This is a genomic window from Archangium lansingense (assembly GCF_026626635.1).
In the GTDB taxonomy this organism is placed as follows: Bacteria; Myxococcota; Myxococcia; order Myxococcales; family Myxococcaceae; genus Archangium; species Archangium lansingense.
In genome coordinates, this window is the sequence record NZ_JAPNKA010000001.1 from 11,223,045 (window position 1) to 11,237,187 (window position 14,143).

Consider the following 14,143-nt stretch of genomic DNA (forward strand, 5'->3'; position numbering starts at 1 on the left):
GGTTGAAGTCCCGCAAGGAAATATCACAGCGCCCGCGGTGGCGCCTTCCCGTCACCAGCGCGAGGCCAGTGTGTCCCCCTGCTCCACCAGCGGCTGGAGCGAGTTGTCCCGAGCTCCAGGGCGGCCCAGTCCCCGACGCACCGCGGGCAGCGACGCGGTGACGGGGCCCACGTAGAAGATGCCGTGGAAGCCCGCCTCGTTCGGCTTGTCGAACCGGTGCACGAAGAAGCGGTCCCCGTTGTCCTTGCCGCGCGTGGGCCGCACTCCGCAGTCCAGCTGCTGCTTCGCGCCCTCCACTGCGCAGATCCACGCCGAGCCGCTGTTGTAGGCCATGTCCAGCGCCACCACGTTCTTCAGCTCCTTGGACAGCAGCAGGCCCATGGGCCGGTAGCTGGCATCCCACGGCAGGCCCTGGATGGTGCGCGGGTGAATGTTGCCAGTCACCACCAGGAAGAAGCGTCCCGGCGCCTGGCGCACCTGCGAGAGCACCGTGGAGGCCATGGCGTCCTCGTGCTTCTGGCCCGTCAGCCCCGGGTGGTCGAACGCGAAGACGTCCACATCCAGCCCCCGCGCGCGCAGCTGGCGCAGCTGCTCCAGCAGGTTCGCCATGGCCTCGCTGCTCCGCCCATCCTGATACGGATTGCGCCAGAAGGGCGCCTCCATCAGCTTCAACCAGTCATCCTCCGCACCCGCGCTGCGGATGAAGGTGGCCACGCGCTGCTGGTTCTCCAACGGCAACTCCAACCCCACCGTCACGGGCATCCCGTTGGAGGCCGTCTGGCAGGCGCCCTGCGCGATGAAGCGCGGCACCTCCTGCGTGCCGTGCAGCTCGCCCAACAGCATCACGCCCCCGGGCTTCACCTGGGCGGGCAGACCGATGATGGGCAGCCCGCACTCCACCGTCATCGCCAGGACGGACGCCTTCGCCTCCGACGCCCCCCCCTTCGCCACTTCCTCCTCCTTCCCGGCGGACTCCTTCTTGGCCAGCCTGGGCGCCACCGACTGGTACACATTCCACTCCATCACCAGGTCGCGCGAGCCCTGCGCCGAGCCAGCCACGATGGCGTTGTCCCCTCGCGGACGGTCCTGGAAGTCCGCCATGTCCTCTATGTTGAAGGACGGCGTGCCCCCACTCTCCCCCTCATCCTCTCCTCCCGCCGCTTTGCCGCTCCCCAGCGTCGGGTCTACGCCCCAGGAGAGCTCGTCACCCGAGGGCGCCAACGTCCTGTTCGCGCTCCGGGTGATGCGGATGATCCACAGCTTGCTGCGCGTAGGCGTCTCGCGCTTGCCCAGCACGAGGTAGCGGTGCCAGAAGCCTGCCACCCTCGAGCCACCAAACTCCTCGCGCCACTCCGTCTGCAGCACCAGGCTGCCCTTGTCCTCGCGGAAAGGCAGCTGGTTGTCCGTGAAGAATTGCCGGACCGAAGGCCAGATCTCTTCCAGAGGGGCCTCGTAGATGGCCTCCTCGTTCGGAATTCCCAACCCATTCACTCCCGCGGCGCAGCCGGCCAGCAGGAACACCAGCCCCATTGCAATAAACCTCGCCGAGTGCATCCGGAATCCCTCCTTGGAACAACCGCGTTCCCGGGAGGTAAACGCCCCGCCTAGGAGGACATATCGGCGGGACTTCGGGTGCGGGTTCCCCGGATACTCGCGGTCCGACACATCGGATATGCCCTGCCTCCCCAGGAGCCCGCGATGACCCTCAACCTGCTCGACACGCGCCTGACGCGCGAATACGGCGTGCGCTACCCCTTCGTGAGCGCGGGCATGGCCTTCGTCGCACTGCCGCCGCTCGTCACCGCCGTCTGCAACGCGGGCGGCATCGGGGTACTCGGGGCCGCCCCGGAGCCGCCTCCCGCCACCGAGGCTCGCATCCAGGCCATCAAGGCGGGCACCCCGCATCTCTTCGGCGTCAACTTCATCATCGACAGCGCGGGGGGCCAGGACTTCACCACGCGCGCGCACATCGACGTGTGCATCGCGGAAGGTGTACGGCTGGTCGTCTTCCACTGGAACCTGCCGCCGCGCGAGTGGATCCACGACCTGCATGCAGCGGGCGCTCGGGTGTGGCTCCAAGCGGGCTCGCTCGACTTCGCCCGCGAGGCACTGGCCGCGGGCGCGGACGGCCTCATTGCCCAGGGCAAACAGGCCGCGGGTCACAACCGGAGCACCACCCCCACCTCACTGCTCGTGAAGCAGCTCCGCCGCGAAGCCGGGTCCACGCTGATCCTCGCGGCCGGAGGCATCGCCGATGGAGCGACCGCCGCGCACGCCTTGCGCCATGGCGCGGACGGTGTCTGGGTGGGAACGCGCATGGTCGCGTCCGTCGAGGCCTACGCCCATCCCGGCTACAAGCAGCGGCTGGTCGAGGGTGGAGAGGACGACTCGCGCTTCACCACGCTCTTTGGTCCGGAGTGGCCCGGACAGCGCCAGCGCGTGCTGCGCAACCGCGTCGTTCACGAGTGGGCCGGGCGCGAGGAGCGGATTCCCAACCCGCCCCCGCCTCCAGCCGCCATCGGCACCACGGTGCTGTTCCCCGGCGTGGTCAACGTGCCCTACGTGATGCCGAAGTTCAGTGCCTTCGCGCCCACGCCCGATACCGATGGCGACCTCGAGGAGATGGACATGCCAGCGGGTGGCGCGAGCATGGAGCTCATCCAGGACATCCTCCCCGCCAGCCAGCTCGTCACCAGCATGATGGAGGCAGCGCGAGAGCACCTCGAGCACTCCACCACGCTGGTGGAGGACGAGCACCGAGCCGGACAAGACACCTGAAGGAACCGGCTCGGGACGCCGCGTGCGCGACCGTTCCGGACCGGCCATGATGCGCGCAACCCTCAACGGACCGAACATGCGCCCGACCCGACTGTTCCTGGCCTTTCTCGCACTCCTCGGCACCGCCTGTGCCACGACCTCGGCGGAGGTCCCCGCGTCCACGCCACGCTCCGCCGCCGTGGCGGAACGGCGCGCCTTCCTCTGGGAGGTGACACGCCCGGGCACTCCGGACAAGCGGCTCTACCTCACCGGCTCGGTCCACCTGGGCAGGCCTGGCCAGTTCGTCTTCCCGCCCTCCATGGAGGCCGCGCTCGCGCGCTCCCAGGCCTTGGTCGTGGAGCTGGACCCGGACAAGGCCAGCCCGCAGCAGACCCAGCAGCTCATGCTGCGCTTGGGTACCTTCACGCCTCCTGATGGGCTGAGCACACACCTGAGCGCCGAGACGAAGGCCCTCCTGCCCGAGGCGCTCCAGCAGGTGGGAATCCCCATGCTCGCCGCCGAGCGCATGCGTCCCTGGCTGCTGTCGCTCACGCTCTCCCTTATGGAGATGCAGAAGGCCGGCTATTCGGAGACGGGCGGCATCGATCGGATGCTGCTGACGAAGGCGCGCGGCACCCAGCGCATCGTGGAGCTGGAGTCGCTCGAGGCGCAGATGAACATGCTCGCGGGCCTGCCCGAGCCGGTGCAGGACCTCATGCTGCGAGAACAGCTCCAGCAGGCCTCGCAGACGGCGGTCAGCATGGCGGCCGTGGCCACCGCCTGGGAGGGCGGCAACCCCGACGCCCTCGCGCATATCCTCTTCGAGCGGGTGGATGACCCCACCTTCCGGCCCTTCTACGAGGCCCTCTTCTTCACCCGCAACCGGCAGATGACGGACAAGCTGGCCGCGATGTTCGAGCAGCCGGAGACCCACTTCGCGGTGGTGGGCGCCGGTCACCTGGTGGGCGAGGAAGGCATCCTCGCCCTGCTAGCCCAAAAGGGCTTCCAGGTGCGTCAGCTCCCTCGCGAGCCCTGAGGCGCACGCGCAGCCCCGGGCGGAGGAGCCGGATTCGCCTTGCCGCCCCGGCTGCAAGAGAATGAGGCTTCCCATGCCTCACTCCGACCCACCAGGTAGCGCGGCACCGCTCGGCACCCAGCTTCTCGCCGAGCACCTCCGGGCGGACGCAGCCGCCCGCGAGGCCACCGTGACCCGGTTCATCAGCCGGGTGTCCTTCCTCTTCATCTTCTCCACGCTCGGGCTGGGGCCCCTCATTGGCCGGCCCCGCGCACTGGCCGTCGCGGGCCTGTGTGCCTTCCTCGCCGTCTATTACGGGTGGCTCTCCCGAGTGCTGCGGCGCGGCTGGTTCCACCCCGCCATCCACTGGGCCAACGTCGGCCTGGAGGCCTCCATCGGAGCGTTCCTCTTCGTCTGCGACGTCCTCTTCGGGAATGCCGAGCAGGCGCTGGGCAACCCCATGGCCGTCCTCTGGAGCGCGCTCATCCTGCTCGCGGCGCTGCGGGGCAGGCGCAACCTGGCCCTCTTCGCCGGCGGGCTCGTGGCCGCCGAGACGGTGCTGCTCTACTTCCTGCTCGCCTGGCCCCGGCTGCAAGAGCCCGTTCCCATGATGTTCACGCCACCGCTGGTGGTACTGCGGGCCGTCTACTACTTCGTCACCGGGTGGATGGCCGCACTCGTGGCCAGCCACCTCACGCACAAGGCCGAGGAGGCGCTGCACGCCATCCGCGCGAAGGACCTGCTGGGCAAATACTTCCTCCACGAGAGGCTGGGAGTGGGAGGCATGGCGGAGGTGTTCCGCGCCACGTACAGCCCAGAGGGTGGCTTCGAGAAGGTGGTGGCCATCAAGCGCATCCTCCCGGCCTACGCCGAGGACGAGGACTTCGTGACGCTCTTCCGCCGGGAGGCGGAGCTGGGCTCGCTCCTCAACCACTCCAACATCGTCCAGGTGCTCGACGTGGGCCGGTTCGGGGACACCTACTTCATGGCCATGGAGCACATCGAGGGCGTGTCCCTGCGCGAGCTGCTCAAGAGCCATGGCCCGCTGCCGCCAGCGGTGGTGGCGTTCATCGGGGCCGAACTGGGCGAGGCGCTCGACTACGTGCACCGGCGCACCTCGAGCGAGGGCCTCCCGCTGAACCTCGTCCACCGGGACGTGAATCCACCCAACATCCTGCTGTCTCGCATCGGCGAGGTGAAGCTGGGGGACTTCGGGGTGGCGCGGGCCGCCATCCACGTCCGGCTCACCCAGGCGGACCGCGTGCGCGGCAAGCTGGGGTACATGGCCCCAGAGCAGGCCCGGGGTCAGCCCTTCGATGGGCGCGCGGACCTCTTCGCGCTCGGCCTCACGTTGCACGAGGCGCTCACGGGACGCCGCGTCTTCCAGCGGGAGGATGCCTCTGACACGGTGCGTAGCGTCCCGCCCCCCTTCCTCGTGCCGCCCTCGGTCCACTGCCCGGAAGTCCCTCACGAGCTGGATGCCGCCATCATGGACCTGCTCCAGTGGCAGGTGGCGGACCGCACGCCCCGAGGCCATCGGCTGCGCGAGCAGCTCTGCGCGCTGACGGGAGCGCTCGCCCCCTACCCCCACGGGCAGAGGGAACTGGCCCGGCTCGTCCAGGAAGCCCTCGCGTTCAAGGGAGGCCTCGCGCCGGCACGAAGCACGGAGCAGGAGACGCGGCTGGAGCCCACCCCGCTCAGTGCCGGGAGCGAGGAGCCTACGGCGGTCCTGGCGGCCGGAGGCGCACTCGCCGGCGGGCCAGGTGCCCCCGCCCGAGGGGGAAATCGCGAGGACTGAGCCGTGGAGTGGGTGGGTGGGAGCCTCGGGCCTCATGGCCATGAAGGGCCTGGTCCTGTTATCATCTGCACACGGGGGGCGATGTTGACTTGACTGGAGACTCCACGAGATGTGCGCGAGTGAAGATCCTCCCCCCCGGAGCACCCCGTTCCCCTTCCGCTTCCTGGTGATGCGGTGACCCGTCCACTGGACCCGGTCGAAGAGTTGCTGCGGGTGGTGCTCGGCCTCACCGACTGCCTCGTCTTCGAGTTCGACGCCGAGGGCCGCTACCTCGCGGCGTGGACCAGCTCCGACTCGCTGCTGGCCGCGCCACGAGAGGCGTTCCTGGGACGCCGCATCTCCGAGGTGATGGACCCCGCGACCGCGGCGCTGACCCTGGAGAGCATCCAGCGCGTGCTGACCCGGGGGCAGCCCGACCGCTTCGAGTACTCGTTGGAGCTGGAGGGCGGGCGCCGTTGGTTCAGCGCCGATGCGATGCTGGTGCCCCAGCGTCCGGGCGTGGCCTTCATGGTCCGGGACATCACCCGGCAGAAGACGCTCGAGTTGAGCCTGCTCCAGGCGGACCGGCTGGCGGCCCTGGGGACGTTGGCCGCGGGAGTGGCGCACGAGGTGAACAACCCCCTGGGCTACATCGCCTCCAACCTCAACTTCATCGAGGAGGAGATGGCCGAGGTGCAGCAGGCGCTGGCTGGCACGCCTGGTACCGAAGGGCTGGCGCTCACACTGGAGGAGTGTTCGGAGGCGCTCGCCGAGGTGCGGCAGGGCACCACGCGCATCCACAACGTGGTGGGCGACCTGAAGACGTTCGCACGGGGAGAAGACATCTGCTCGGGGGAGGAGCGGGCGGATGTCCGGCGGGCGCTGGAGATGTCGATCAACATGGCAATGCCGGAGCTCCGGCACCGGGCCCGCATGGTCCTGCAGGCGGAGGAGGTGCCCCCGGTGCGAGGCAGCGAGTCGCGCCTGGGGCAGGTGTTCCTCAATCTGCTGCTCAACGCCGCCCAGTCCATCCCCGAGGGCGCCCCCGGGAAGAACACCGTGGAGGCCCACGTGCGAGCCGAAGAGCACAACGTGGTGATCGAGATCCGGGACACCGGCCAGGGCATCCCTCCCGAGAACCTGAAGCGCATCTTCGAGCCGTTCTTCACCACCCGGCCCGCGGGTGTGGGGACGGGCCTGGGGCTGGCCATCTGCCACAGCATCGTCATCGCGATGCGGGGAGAGATGTCGGTGGAGAGCACCGTGGGCAAGGGCACCTGCTTCCGGGTGCGGCTGCCCACCGCCTGACCCTCGACGCGGGGCTCCCGTCCACCCGCCTCAGGCGAGGCGCAGGTCCACGACGATGTTGCCGCGGGTAGCGTTCGAATAGGGGCAGACCTCGTGGGCGGCGCGCAGCAACGCCTCGGCCTGCTCACGCGGCAGCTCGGGGATGGAGGCGATGAGCTCGACAGCGAGGCCGAACCCCTTGCCTACGGGCCCAATGGTGGCATTCGCCGTGATGCTGACCGGCCCCGTGACGATCTTCTGGGCGCGGGCCACATGCGCCAGTGCACTCCCGAAGCACGCGGCGTAACCACCCGCGAAGAGCTGCTCGGGGTTGGTTCCGGGGGCGCCGTTGCCACCGAGCGCACGAGGCGGAACGAGGGCGACGTCGAGGTTGCCATCGTCACTCTTCACGCGGCCCTCGCGCCCCGCCGTAGCGGTGGCCGTCGCGGTGTAGAGGCGCTTCTCGAGAATCGTAGGGGTGGTGCTCATTTGAATCTCCTTGTGCCGACATCAGTGGTCGCGGGTTTTAGATAGGACACAATTAGATTGTGCGCAATATATTCTGCCCGAGAGACGGTGAGCCCAAGGGCCCCTCAACCGCCTCTCATTCCCTGAGGAAACGCTTCAGCTCGCCCGGGCGAGCGCGTCACGAGCCTCTGCGGTGATCTCGTACGAGCGCAGGCGCGCGGCGTGGTCGAAGATCTGCGACGTCACCATGAGCTCGTCAGCGCCGGTGCGGGCGATGAAGGACGCCAGCCCACGCCGGACGGACTCGGGCGAGCCGACAACCGAACAAGACAGCGCCTGCTCGAGCCCCGCCTGCTCCATCGGCGACAGCCGCTGCTCGAAGCCCTCGACCGGGGGCTGCAGGGGACCCGGCTGGCCGCGGCGCAGATTGAGGAAGGCCTGCTGGATGGAGGTCATCAGCCGGCGGCCCTCCTCATCGGTATCGGCCGCGAAGACATTGAGGCCCAGCATGACGTGAGGCCGCTCGAGCTGCTCCGAGGGACGGAACCGGCTGCGGTAGACCTCGATGGCCTGCATCATGTGGCCCGGCGCGAAGTGAGAGGCGAAGGCATAGGGAAGGCCCAACGCCGCGGCGAGCTGCGCGCCGAAGAGGCTGGAGCCGAGAATCCAGAGCGGCACGTTCAAGCCAGCACCAGGCACGGCCCGCACCCGCTGACCGGGCTCGGCGGGACGGAAGTAGTTCATGAGCTCGACGACATCCTGAGGGAAGGTGTCGGCGTCGCTGGCCAGGGTGCGCCGGAGCGCATGGGAGGTAACCTGGTCGGTGCCTGGAGCGCGCCCCAAGCCCAGCTCGATGCGCCCCGGATAGAGCGACTCCAGCGTGCCGAACTGCTCGGCAATCACCAGCGGAGCATGGTTCGGCAACATGATACCCCCGGCGCCGACGCGAATCGTCGAGGTGCCACCGGCCACGTACCCGATGACGACCGAGGTCGCGGCGCTCGCCACGCCGGCCATGTTGTGGTGCTCGGCAAGCCAGTAGCGGCGATAGCCCAACTTCTCGACATGGCGGGCGAGGTCGAGCGTGTTGCGAAGAGCCTGGCCGGCGTTACTCCCTTCGGTGATAGGCGAGAGGTCAAGCACGGAGAAGGGGATGGTGTGCGATTCCATTGCACCCCATATAATGGTGCGCTACGTGAAGTGCATCAGGTCCAAGAGGCAGCATGGCTGAAAAGAAGAAAGGCGCGCGGGCTGGCGAGTCGGAGGATCTCCTCCGGCTGGATGTCCAGCTCTGCTTCGCCGTCTACACGGCGAGCAATCTCATCACCCGCCTCTATCGGCCGCTGCTGGACCCGCTGGGAATCACCTACTCGCAGTACCTGGCGATGATGGCGCTCTGGGAGCACTCGCCGCGCACGGTCGGTGAATTGGGCGAGGCGCTGGGGCTCGACTCCGGCACGCTCACCCCGCTGCTCAAGCGGCTGGAGGCGAACGGGCTCGTGGCCCGCAAGCGCGCTCCGGAGGACGAGCGCCGCGTGTTGGTCGAGCTCACGTCCGCCGGACAGAAGCTGCGCGCCCGCGCGGTGTCCATTCCCAAGGAGCTGATGTGCAAGCTCCCGATTCAGTTCGAGGAGGCAACGGAGCTGCGGGACGCACTCCGGCGACTCACTCGAGGCCTACAGTCGGGGCCTGAAGGAAACGAAGGATGAGCAGGGTCCTGGGGCTGGTGTTCTTCTCCGGGCTGCTCACGGGGCTCGCGTTCCTCGTGCTGCGAGGCCTGTGGTCCACCTTGCGCACCCGCCGCGGGGCAGGGGTCTTCTGGCGCCTCCCCCTCTTCAGCTTCGCCTTCGAGCACATGCTCGGCCGCTACCGCCGTGGGGACTCGCACCTGTACGTCTCCGGCGGAACAGAGCACTGGTTCCCTTTCCGCATGGGCATTCCCGCTGAGGTGACGGTGCTCACCCTGCGCGCGGCATGAGCCGCCCCGCCTCCGTGCGGAATCGAGTCGTGCCCGTTACCTCTGGAGCCATCATGAAGAGCCCCCTCCTCGAGACCCTTCCTCTCGGCTTCCCTTGGGTGACTGCCGACCCGTTCCTGTTCTGCGTGCACCACAACGACGCGTACCCCGCCGGCAACGAGCATCTCGGGCCCGCGGCCTCGCTCGCGGGCCGCAACCTCGGTCAGGACTTCGAGGGCAAGGACGGCTGGAACATGTACCACGGCGAGGTCGTCCCCGGCTTTCCCGGGCACCCGCACCGTGGCTTCGAGACGGTGACGATGGTGCGCAAGGGCCTCATCGACCACTCGGACTCGCTGGGCGCCGCGGCGCGCTTCGGCCACGGCGACGTGCAGTGGCTGACCGCGGGGGCCGGCGTGGTGCACTCGGAGATGTTCCCGCTCGTGGACGCGAGCCGCCCCAACCCCACCGAGCTGTTTCAGATCTGGCTCAACCTGCCCGCCGAGGACAAGCTCGCGCCGCCGCACTTCTCGATGCTCTGGGGCCAGGACATCCCGCGCGTGGCGTTCACGGATGACGCCGGCCGCCGCACCGAGGTGACCGTGGCCGCGGGAGAGCTCGAGGGACGCCGTGCGCCGCCGCCTCCGCCCCGCTCGTGGGCCGCGCGCCCCGACACGGACGTGGCCATCTGGACCCTCCGCTTCGAGGCGGGTGCGGCGTGGACGCTGCCGCCGGCGGCGAACCCTCGTGCCAACCGCACGCTCTACTTCTTCGAGGGTGACGGGCTGAAGGTGGCGGACCAGCTCATCCGCTCGCACCAGGCCCTCGTGGTCCGGAGCGACGTGGCGGTGCGCCTGGAGGCCGTGGGCGGCGCCTGCGAGGTGCTGATGCTGCAGGGGCGCCCCATTGGCGAGCCGGTGGTGCAGTACGGACCGTTCGTGATGAACAGCCGCGCGGAGATCCAGCAGGCGTTCAACGACTACCAGCGCACGAGCTTCGGCGGCTGGCCATGGCGGTCCGGAGATCCAGTCCACCCGCGTGAAGAGGGGCGCTTCGCCCGTCACGCGGACGGCCGCATCGAGCGGCCCTCTCGCTGAGCCGCGCAAACCTCAGGCTGCCGCAGCCGGCTGACTGCGGCTACCACCTCGACGCGAGACGCTGCGGGGTGCTCGCTCCACCGTGTTGAGGGGGGCGTGGTGCTCAGCCGCCTCCTCAAGTGCAATCCCCGCGACACGCCCACCCCGGTGAGATGGCCGGGGCACGGGCCTCGTGAAGGCCTCGTGTCCGTCCCTGGACAGACGTGAGCCGCCTGGCTGGGAAGGCCTCTGTCTCGCGGTAAAATTCCAGGCATCCCAGCTGGGGGCGAGTCGAGCTGGAGATCCCAAAAACCGCTCACACCTCATCCAGGAGAAGCCCATGCGTGCTTCACCCTCGAAGAGTCCTCAGGTGTTGGACCCCGAGCAGGTTCTCCAGGGGCTGCATCCGCTCATGCTGAGTGGCAGCCTCCTGATCTCGGCGGCGGTCGGCCTGCAGTACCTGGGACAGTGGCGGGTGATGGCCTGGGTCTTCGGGGCGAATGCCCTGCGCATCTTCCTCAATGTGCTGCTCTCGAAGGTGTTCGCGCGCCGGCTCGCACCGAGCGTGGTGGAGTGGGCCCGGCTGGCCGTCAACGTGTCGATCCTCGCGGCAATAGGGGTATTGGCGGGGTGGAGCCTGCTGCTGTGGAGCTATGTCCCCTTCTCCATGTTCTGGCTCTACGGGATGAATGGCTCGGGGCGTGGCCGAGCGCTGGTCTACATCGGGGTCATGGACGGGGCCGCGCTGCTGAGCGGATGCGACCCGTTCGAGCCCCTGGCCTTCAGCCTCCTCGCGGTGTTGAGCTTCCTGATGACGGAGAAGCGAGCCGAGCTGCTGCAACGAAGCCTGGAGCACATCATCGAGCAGCGCGAGCAACTGGCGTGGGCCCAGGGCGAGCTGCGGCTGTTGCACGAGCGTGCCTTCGAGCAGGAGAAGTTCTCGAGTCTGGGCCTGATGGCCGCGGGCGTGGCGCATGAGATCAACAACCCGATGGCCTTCGTCACCAGCAACGTCAACTCGCTGTACAAGGACCTCAAGCAACAGCAGCCGCTGGCCGAGCCACTGAAGGAGTATGTGGACGAGGTCCTGCCGGCGACGTTGGACGGCATCAAGCGGGTGAATGCGATCGTGTCGGACCTGAGGCGCTTCGCCCGTGGAGACCCGGAGGTGTATTCCGAGTACGACCCGAACGAGGAGGCGAAGGCGGCGCTGCGCATCGTTCAGGGACAGCTCCATCACGTGCGGGCAGAGCTGGAGCTGGGCGAGGTGGGAAATGTGGTGGGCCGGCCGCAGCAGCTCGTCCAGGTGCTGGTGAACATGCTCGCGAACGCAGGGCAGGCCACAGCACCAGGAGGCGTGGTGCGGCTGTCCACGCGGGAGGAGACGGATGGAATTCGGGTGGAGGTCCGCGACACCGGGATGGGGATGACGCCGGAGACGCTCCGCAACCTGTTCCAGCCGTTCTTCACCACCAAGCCCCCGGGCATGGGGACGGGGCTGGGCCTGGCGGTGGCACACAGCATCGTCACCGGACAAGGGGGCCACATCGAGGTGGAGAGCACACCCGGCAAGGGCGCATGCTTCACCCTGCACCTGCCACGCGTGGCCCATCGCCCGTCTCGCAGCACGGGCGACAGGGTGAGCGCCGCGGCCGCGTAGCAGGCTCGAGGCGCACGGACTCCGCCGCGGCTACTGGACCGCAGCAGGGTCCATCCACATGACTTCCCAGTGGTGGCCGTCGAGGTCGTAGAAGCTCCAGCCATACATGAAGCCGTGATCCTGCTTGTCCACGGCATGCTTGCCGCCGGCTTCGATGGCCTTCTTGACCAGCTCATCCACCTCGGCCCTGCTGCTGCACGACAGCGCGAACAGACCCTCCGTCTGCCGGGACGTATCGCACAGCTCACGCCTGGTGAACGTCTTGAAGAAGGGCTCGGCGAGCAGCATCACGAAGGCCTCCTCACTGATAACCATGCAGGCCGCCTTCTCGTCCGTGAACTTGGGATTGAACTCGAAGCCGAGCTTCGAGAAGAACTCCATCGACTTCTTCAGGTCACGCACGGCCAGGTTGACGAAGAGCTTCCGGGACTTGGTTGCCATGTCTATCTCCTTGTAAGGGTTCGCTACTGCATTGACTGCGCGAGCGGCTTGAAATCATCGGTCGTACTGCGTGCTGCGTCGCTTCACTTCGTGGCGCGGAACGGAAGGACGGCGCGGAGTCGTTCATCACGCAACCAAAGCCCGAGCCAGAGGAACGCCGCGACGTAGGTGGGAAAGAGCACGTGGCTGAAGAGCGGGTTCCCGACACGGACATGGGTCGCGATCGCGCCACCGAGGTAGCCGGTCCACAGGACGGCTCCCAGCACCGAGGTCCGAGGAATGAGATACACGGCCAGGCACACCAGCTGGACGAGGCCAAGGCCGAAGACCACGGTCGAGGGGTAACCGAGTTGGGCCGTCGTTTGAACCGCCTCGGGGTGCGCGAGCACCTTGATGGTGGCATCGAACAGCAGGAAGAGGACGGCAAGGCCGCTCAGGATGCGTCCGGTCCACAGCGCCTTATTCGAGGGCCTCGAGCTGAGCCCAGCGGCGTTCGGCGCGCCGCGAGTCTCAGTGCTGGTACCGGGGTTGGAGTGATGTGTCTGGGCGTAGGTCGCGGTCATGGAGCCTCCATCGTGTGGTTTCGAGGCTTGGACCGTCGCGACCGGAGAAACTCATCGGTCACACCAAAAAAAGATCAGCCACCCACCGGCAAGTGCCTGAAATGACTGCCCCACCAGGATGAAATCGACGACCGTTACTGAACCGGCCGGCCCGCTGAGCGAGTCAGCCGGCATGGTGGCAACGCTGTCGATGCGTGTTCGGCTCAGGAGTCGAGCAGGACCGAGAAACCGCCGTAGATCATGCGCTTGCCGTCGAAAGGCATGCCCTCGAGCGCCTTCATGCGCGGATCTTCCATCATCTTCTTGTTCCCCTCGTCACGAGCGGCCTTTGACGGCCACTCGATCCACGAGAAAACCACCGTCTCACCGGTTTCTGCCTTCACCGCCCCCTTGAAATCGGTGACCTTTCCGTCGGGTACATCGTCACCCCAGCACTCGACGACGCGGGTCGCGCCATATTCCTTGAACAGCGGCAAGGCCTTGGCGACCATCGCCCGGTAGGCGTCCTTGTTGGCGACAGGCACCGGGGTAACGAATCCATCAATGTAACTCATGATGCTTCTCCTTCTTCGTTGGGCCACTTCTCGCCTTTTCGGCGCCGTCCGCGAGCCCAGCGAGAGCCATGCCGCTCCCCCTGTCCCTCCGACTGCGCCTCAAGCCTCACCGACTCAGGGTTGTCAGAGCGGAGGCTTTCACCCGGTACCTTCAGGCTCGCGACCCACGTCCGCAATGGGTTGGGAGCGGCCCTGGCCTCCCGGCCGGGAAGTAAGCACTCCCCACGCCTTCAATGCGCCAGCTCGGGCGTAGAAGCTCACCACGACGCCGCTGGGAAAGCGCATCAACAGCTCTACTCTCTATCGGGTCCAGTGCGACTCTGACTCGGAGGTGTACGGCCACCTCGAGCTGGACGACATGCGCCAGGGCCTCAACCCGCTCGGCGTCCAGAGCGCCAAGGCGAGTGAAGCGTCAGAGCCACGTCCTCCGCGCAGGCCGCCGGAGGTGAACCCTCGCCGCTTCCTACGGGTTTGCCGCTGGAGGGCTTCGGGGAAAAAACAAAAGCCCTGGAGTTTCAGCGGAAGTCCGCGAAACTCCAGGGCTTTTAATGGTCGGGGAGACAGGATTTGAACCTGCGACCCCTTGGT

The 14,143-nt window shown here is 67.8% G+C and carries 14 protein-coding genes; 8 read left to right on the forward strand and 6 right to left on the reverse strand.

The window, feature by feature from the left end; all coding sequences use genetic code 11:
* Positions 1 to 51 precede the first annotated feature (51 nt).
* Positions 52 to 1,554 carry a hypothetical protein gene (locus tag OV287_RS44905; protein ID WP_267540206.1) on the reverse strand — a complete coding sequence of 501 codons (1,503 nt, stop codon included), beginning with the start codon at positions 1,552 to 1,554 and terminating at the stop codon, positions 52 to 54.
* A 144-nt stretch (positions 1,555 to 1,698) separates the two neighbouring features.
* On the opposite strand from OV287_RS44905, the gene OV287_RS44910 reads away from it, so the two are divergent.
* From OV287_RS44910 to OV287_RS44925, 4 genes are all read left to right on the forward strand, one after another.
* A complete protein-coding gene (locus tag OV287_RS44910) occupies positions 1,699 to 2,778 on the forward strand; it encodes an NAD(P)H-dependent flavin oxidoreductase (protein WP_267540207.1) in 1,080 nt (359 codons plus the stop codon).
* A 76-nt stretch (positions 2,779 to 2,854) separates the two neighbouring features.
* Positions 2,855 to 3,793: a TraB/GumN family protein gene (locus tag OV287_RS44915; protein ID WP_267540208.1), complete on the forward strand. Its 939-nt coding sequence runs from the start codon at positions 2,855 to 2,857 to the stop codon at positions 3,791 to 3,793.
* Between the two features lie 73 nt (positions 3,794 to 3,866).
* Positions 3,867 to 5,570, forward strand: a complete 1,704-nt coding sequence (locus OV287_RS44920) for a serine/threonine-protein kinase (RefSeq protein ID WP_267540209.1) — start codon at positions 3,867 to 3,869, stop codon at positions 5,568 to 5,570.
* Positions 5,571 to 5,744: 174 nt separating this feature from the next.
* The gene (locus OV287_RS44925; protein WP_267540210.1) at positions 5,745 to 6,857 is read left to right on the forward strand and encodes a sensor histidine kinase; all 1,113 of its coding nucleotides are present in this window, start codon (positions 5,745 to 5,747) and stop codon (positions 6,855 to 6,857) included.
* 30 nt (positions 6,858 to 6,887) lie between these two features.
* Here the strand turns inward: OV287_RS44925 and OV287_RS44930 are convergent, their stop codons facing one another.
* Both OV287_RS44930 and OV287_RS44935 read right to left on the reverse strand, forming a co-directional pair.
* The gene (locus OV287_RS44930; RefSeq protein ID WP_267540211.1) at positions 6,888 to 7,325 is read right to left on the reverse strand and encodes an organic hydroperoxide resistance protein; all 438 of its coding nucleotides are present in this window, start codon (positions 7,323 to 7,325) and stop codon (positions 6,888 to 6,890) included.
* 135 nt (positions 7,326 to 7,460) lie between these two features.
* A complete protein-coding gene (locus tag OV287_RS44935; RefSeq protein WP_267540212.1) occupies positions 7,461 to 8,474 on the reverse strand; it encodes an LLM class flavin-dependent oxidoreductase in 1,014 nt (337 codons plus the stop codon).
* Positions 8,475 to 8,527: 53 nt separating this feature from the next.
* On the opposite strand from OV287_RS44935, the gene OV287_RS44940 reads away from it, so the two are divergent.
* From OV287_RS44940 to OV287_RS44955, 4 genes are all read left to right on the forward strand, one after another.
* Entirely contained in the window at positions 8,528 to 9,013 is a 486-nt protein-coding gene (locus tag OV287_RS44940; RefSeq protein ID WP_267540213.1) for a MarR family winged helix-turn-helix transcriptional regulator, read from the forward strand.
* A complete protein-coding gene (locus OV287_RS56610) occupies positions 9,010 to 9,282 on the forward strand; it encodes a hypothetical protein (RefSeq protein ID WP_373371875.1) in 273 nt (90 codons plus the stop codon). Before OV287_RS44940 ends, OV287_RS56610 begins: the two co-directional genes overlap by 4 nt.
* 53 nt (positions 9,283 to 9,335) lie before the next feature.
* Positions 9,336 to 10,358: a pirin family protein gene (locus tag OV287_RS44950; protein WP_267540214.1), complete on the forward strand. Its 1,023-nt coding sequence runs from the start codon at positions 9,336 to 9,338 to the stop codon at positions 10,356 to 10,358.
* Positions 10,359 to 10,677: 319 nt separating this feature from the next.
* Entirely contained in the window at positions 10,678 to 11,997 is a 1,320-nt protein-coding gene (locus tag OV287_RS44955) for a sensor histidine kinase (protein WP_267540215.1), read from the forward strand.
* 30 nt (positions 11,998 to 12,027) lie between these two features.
* On the opposite strand, the gene OV287_RS44960 is transcribed toward OV287_RS44955, so the two are convergent.
* From OV287_RS44960 to OV287_RS44970, 3 genes are all read right to left on the reverse strand, one after another.
* Positions 12,028 to 12,438 carry a VOC family protein gene (locus OV287_RS44960; protein WP_267540216.1) on the reverse strand — a complete coding sequence of 137 codons (411 nt, stop codon included), beginning with the start codon at positions 12,436 to 12,438 and terminating at the stop codon, positions 12,028 to 12,030.
* An 83-nt stretch (positions 12,439 to 12,521) separates the two neighbouring features.
* A complete protein-coding gene (locus tag OV287_RS44965; protein WP_267540217.1) occupies positions 12,522 to 13,001 on the reverse strand; it encodes a DoxX family protein in 480 nt (159 codons plus the stop codon).
* A 203-nt stretch (positions 13,002 to 13,204) separates the two neighbouring features.
* Positions 13,205 to 13,555 (reverse strand): DUF1428 domain-containing protein, encoded by a 351-nt coding sequence (locus OV287_RS44970; RefSeq protein WP_267540218.1) that lies wholly within the window; start codon positions 13,553 to 13,555, stop codon positions 13,205 to 13,207.
* Positions 13,556 to 14,143: the final 588 nt, after the last annotated feature.

Bases quoted from the DNA above. Each gene is read 5' to 3' on its own strand.
- OV287_RS44905 (WP_267540206.1), bottom strand. From the start codon at position 1,554: ATGCACTCGGCGAGGTTTATTGCAATGGGGCTGGTGTTCCTGCTGGCC.
- OV287_RS44930 (WP_267540211.1), bottom strand. From the start codon at position 7,325: ATGAGCACCACCCCTACGATTCTCGAGAAGCGCCTCTACACCGCGACG.
- OV287_RS44915 (WP_267540208.1), top strand. From the start codon at position 2,855: ATGCGCCCGACCCGACTGTTCCTGGCCTTTCTCGCACTCCTCGGCACC.
- OV287_RS44965 (WP_267540217.1), bottom strand. From the start codon at position 13,001: ATGACCGCGACCTACGCCCAGACACATCACTCCAACCCCGGTACCAGC.
- OV287_RS44960 (WP_267540216.1), bottom strand. From the start codon at position 12,438: ATGGCAACCAAGTCCCGGAAGCTCTTCGTCAACCTGGCCGTGCGTGAC.
- OV287_RS44955 (WP_267540215.1), top strand. From the start codon at position 10,678: ATGCGTGCTTCACCCTCGAAGAGTCCTCAGGTGTTGGACCCCGAGCAG.
- OV287_RS44940 (WP_267540213.1), top strand. From the start codon at position 8,528: ATGGCTGAAAAGAAGAAAGGCGCGCGGGCTGGCGAGTCGGAGGATCTC.
- OV287_RS44950 (WP_267540214.1), top strand. From the start codon at position 9,336: ATGAAGAGCCCCCTCCTCGAGACCCTTCCTCTCGGCTTCCCTTGGGTG.
- OV287_RS44970 (WP_267540218.1), bottom strand. From the start codon at position 13,555: ATGAGTTACATTGATGGATTCGTTACCCCGGTGCCTGTCGCCAACAAG.
- OV287_RS56610 (WP_373371875.1), top strand. From the start codon at position 9,010: ATGAGCAGGGTCCTGGGGCTGGTGTTCTTCTCCGGGCTGCTCACGGGG.
- OV287_RS44920 (WP_267540209.1), top strand. From the start codon at position 3,867: ATGCCTCACTCCGACCCACCAGGTAGCGCGGCACCGCTCGGCACCCAG.
- OV287_RS44910 (WP_267540207.1), top strand. From the start codon at position 1,699: ATGACCCTCAACCTGCTCGACACGCGCCTGACGCGCGAATACGGCGTG.
- OV287_RS44935 (WP_267540212.1), bottom strand. From the start codon at position 8,474: ATGGAATCGCACACCATCCCCTTCTCCGTGCTTGACCTCTCGCCTATC.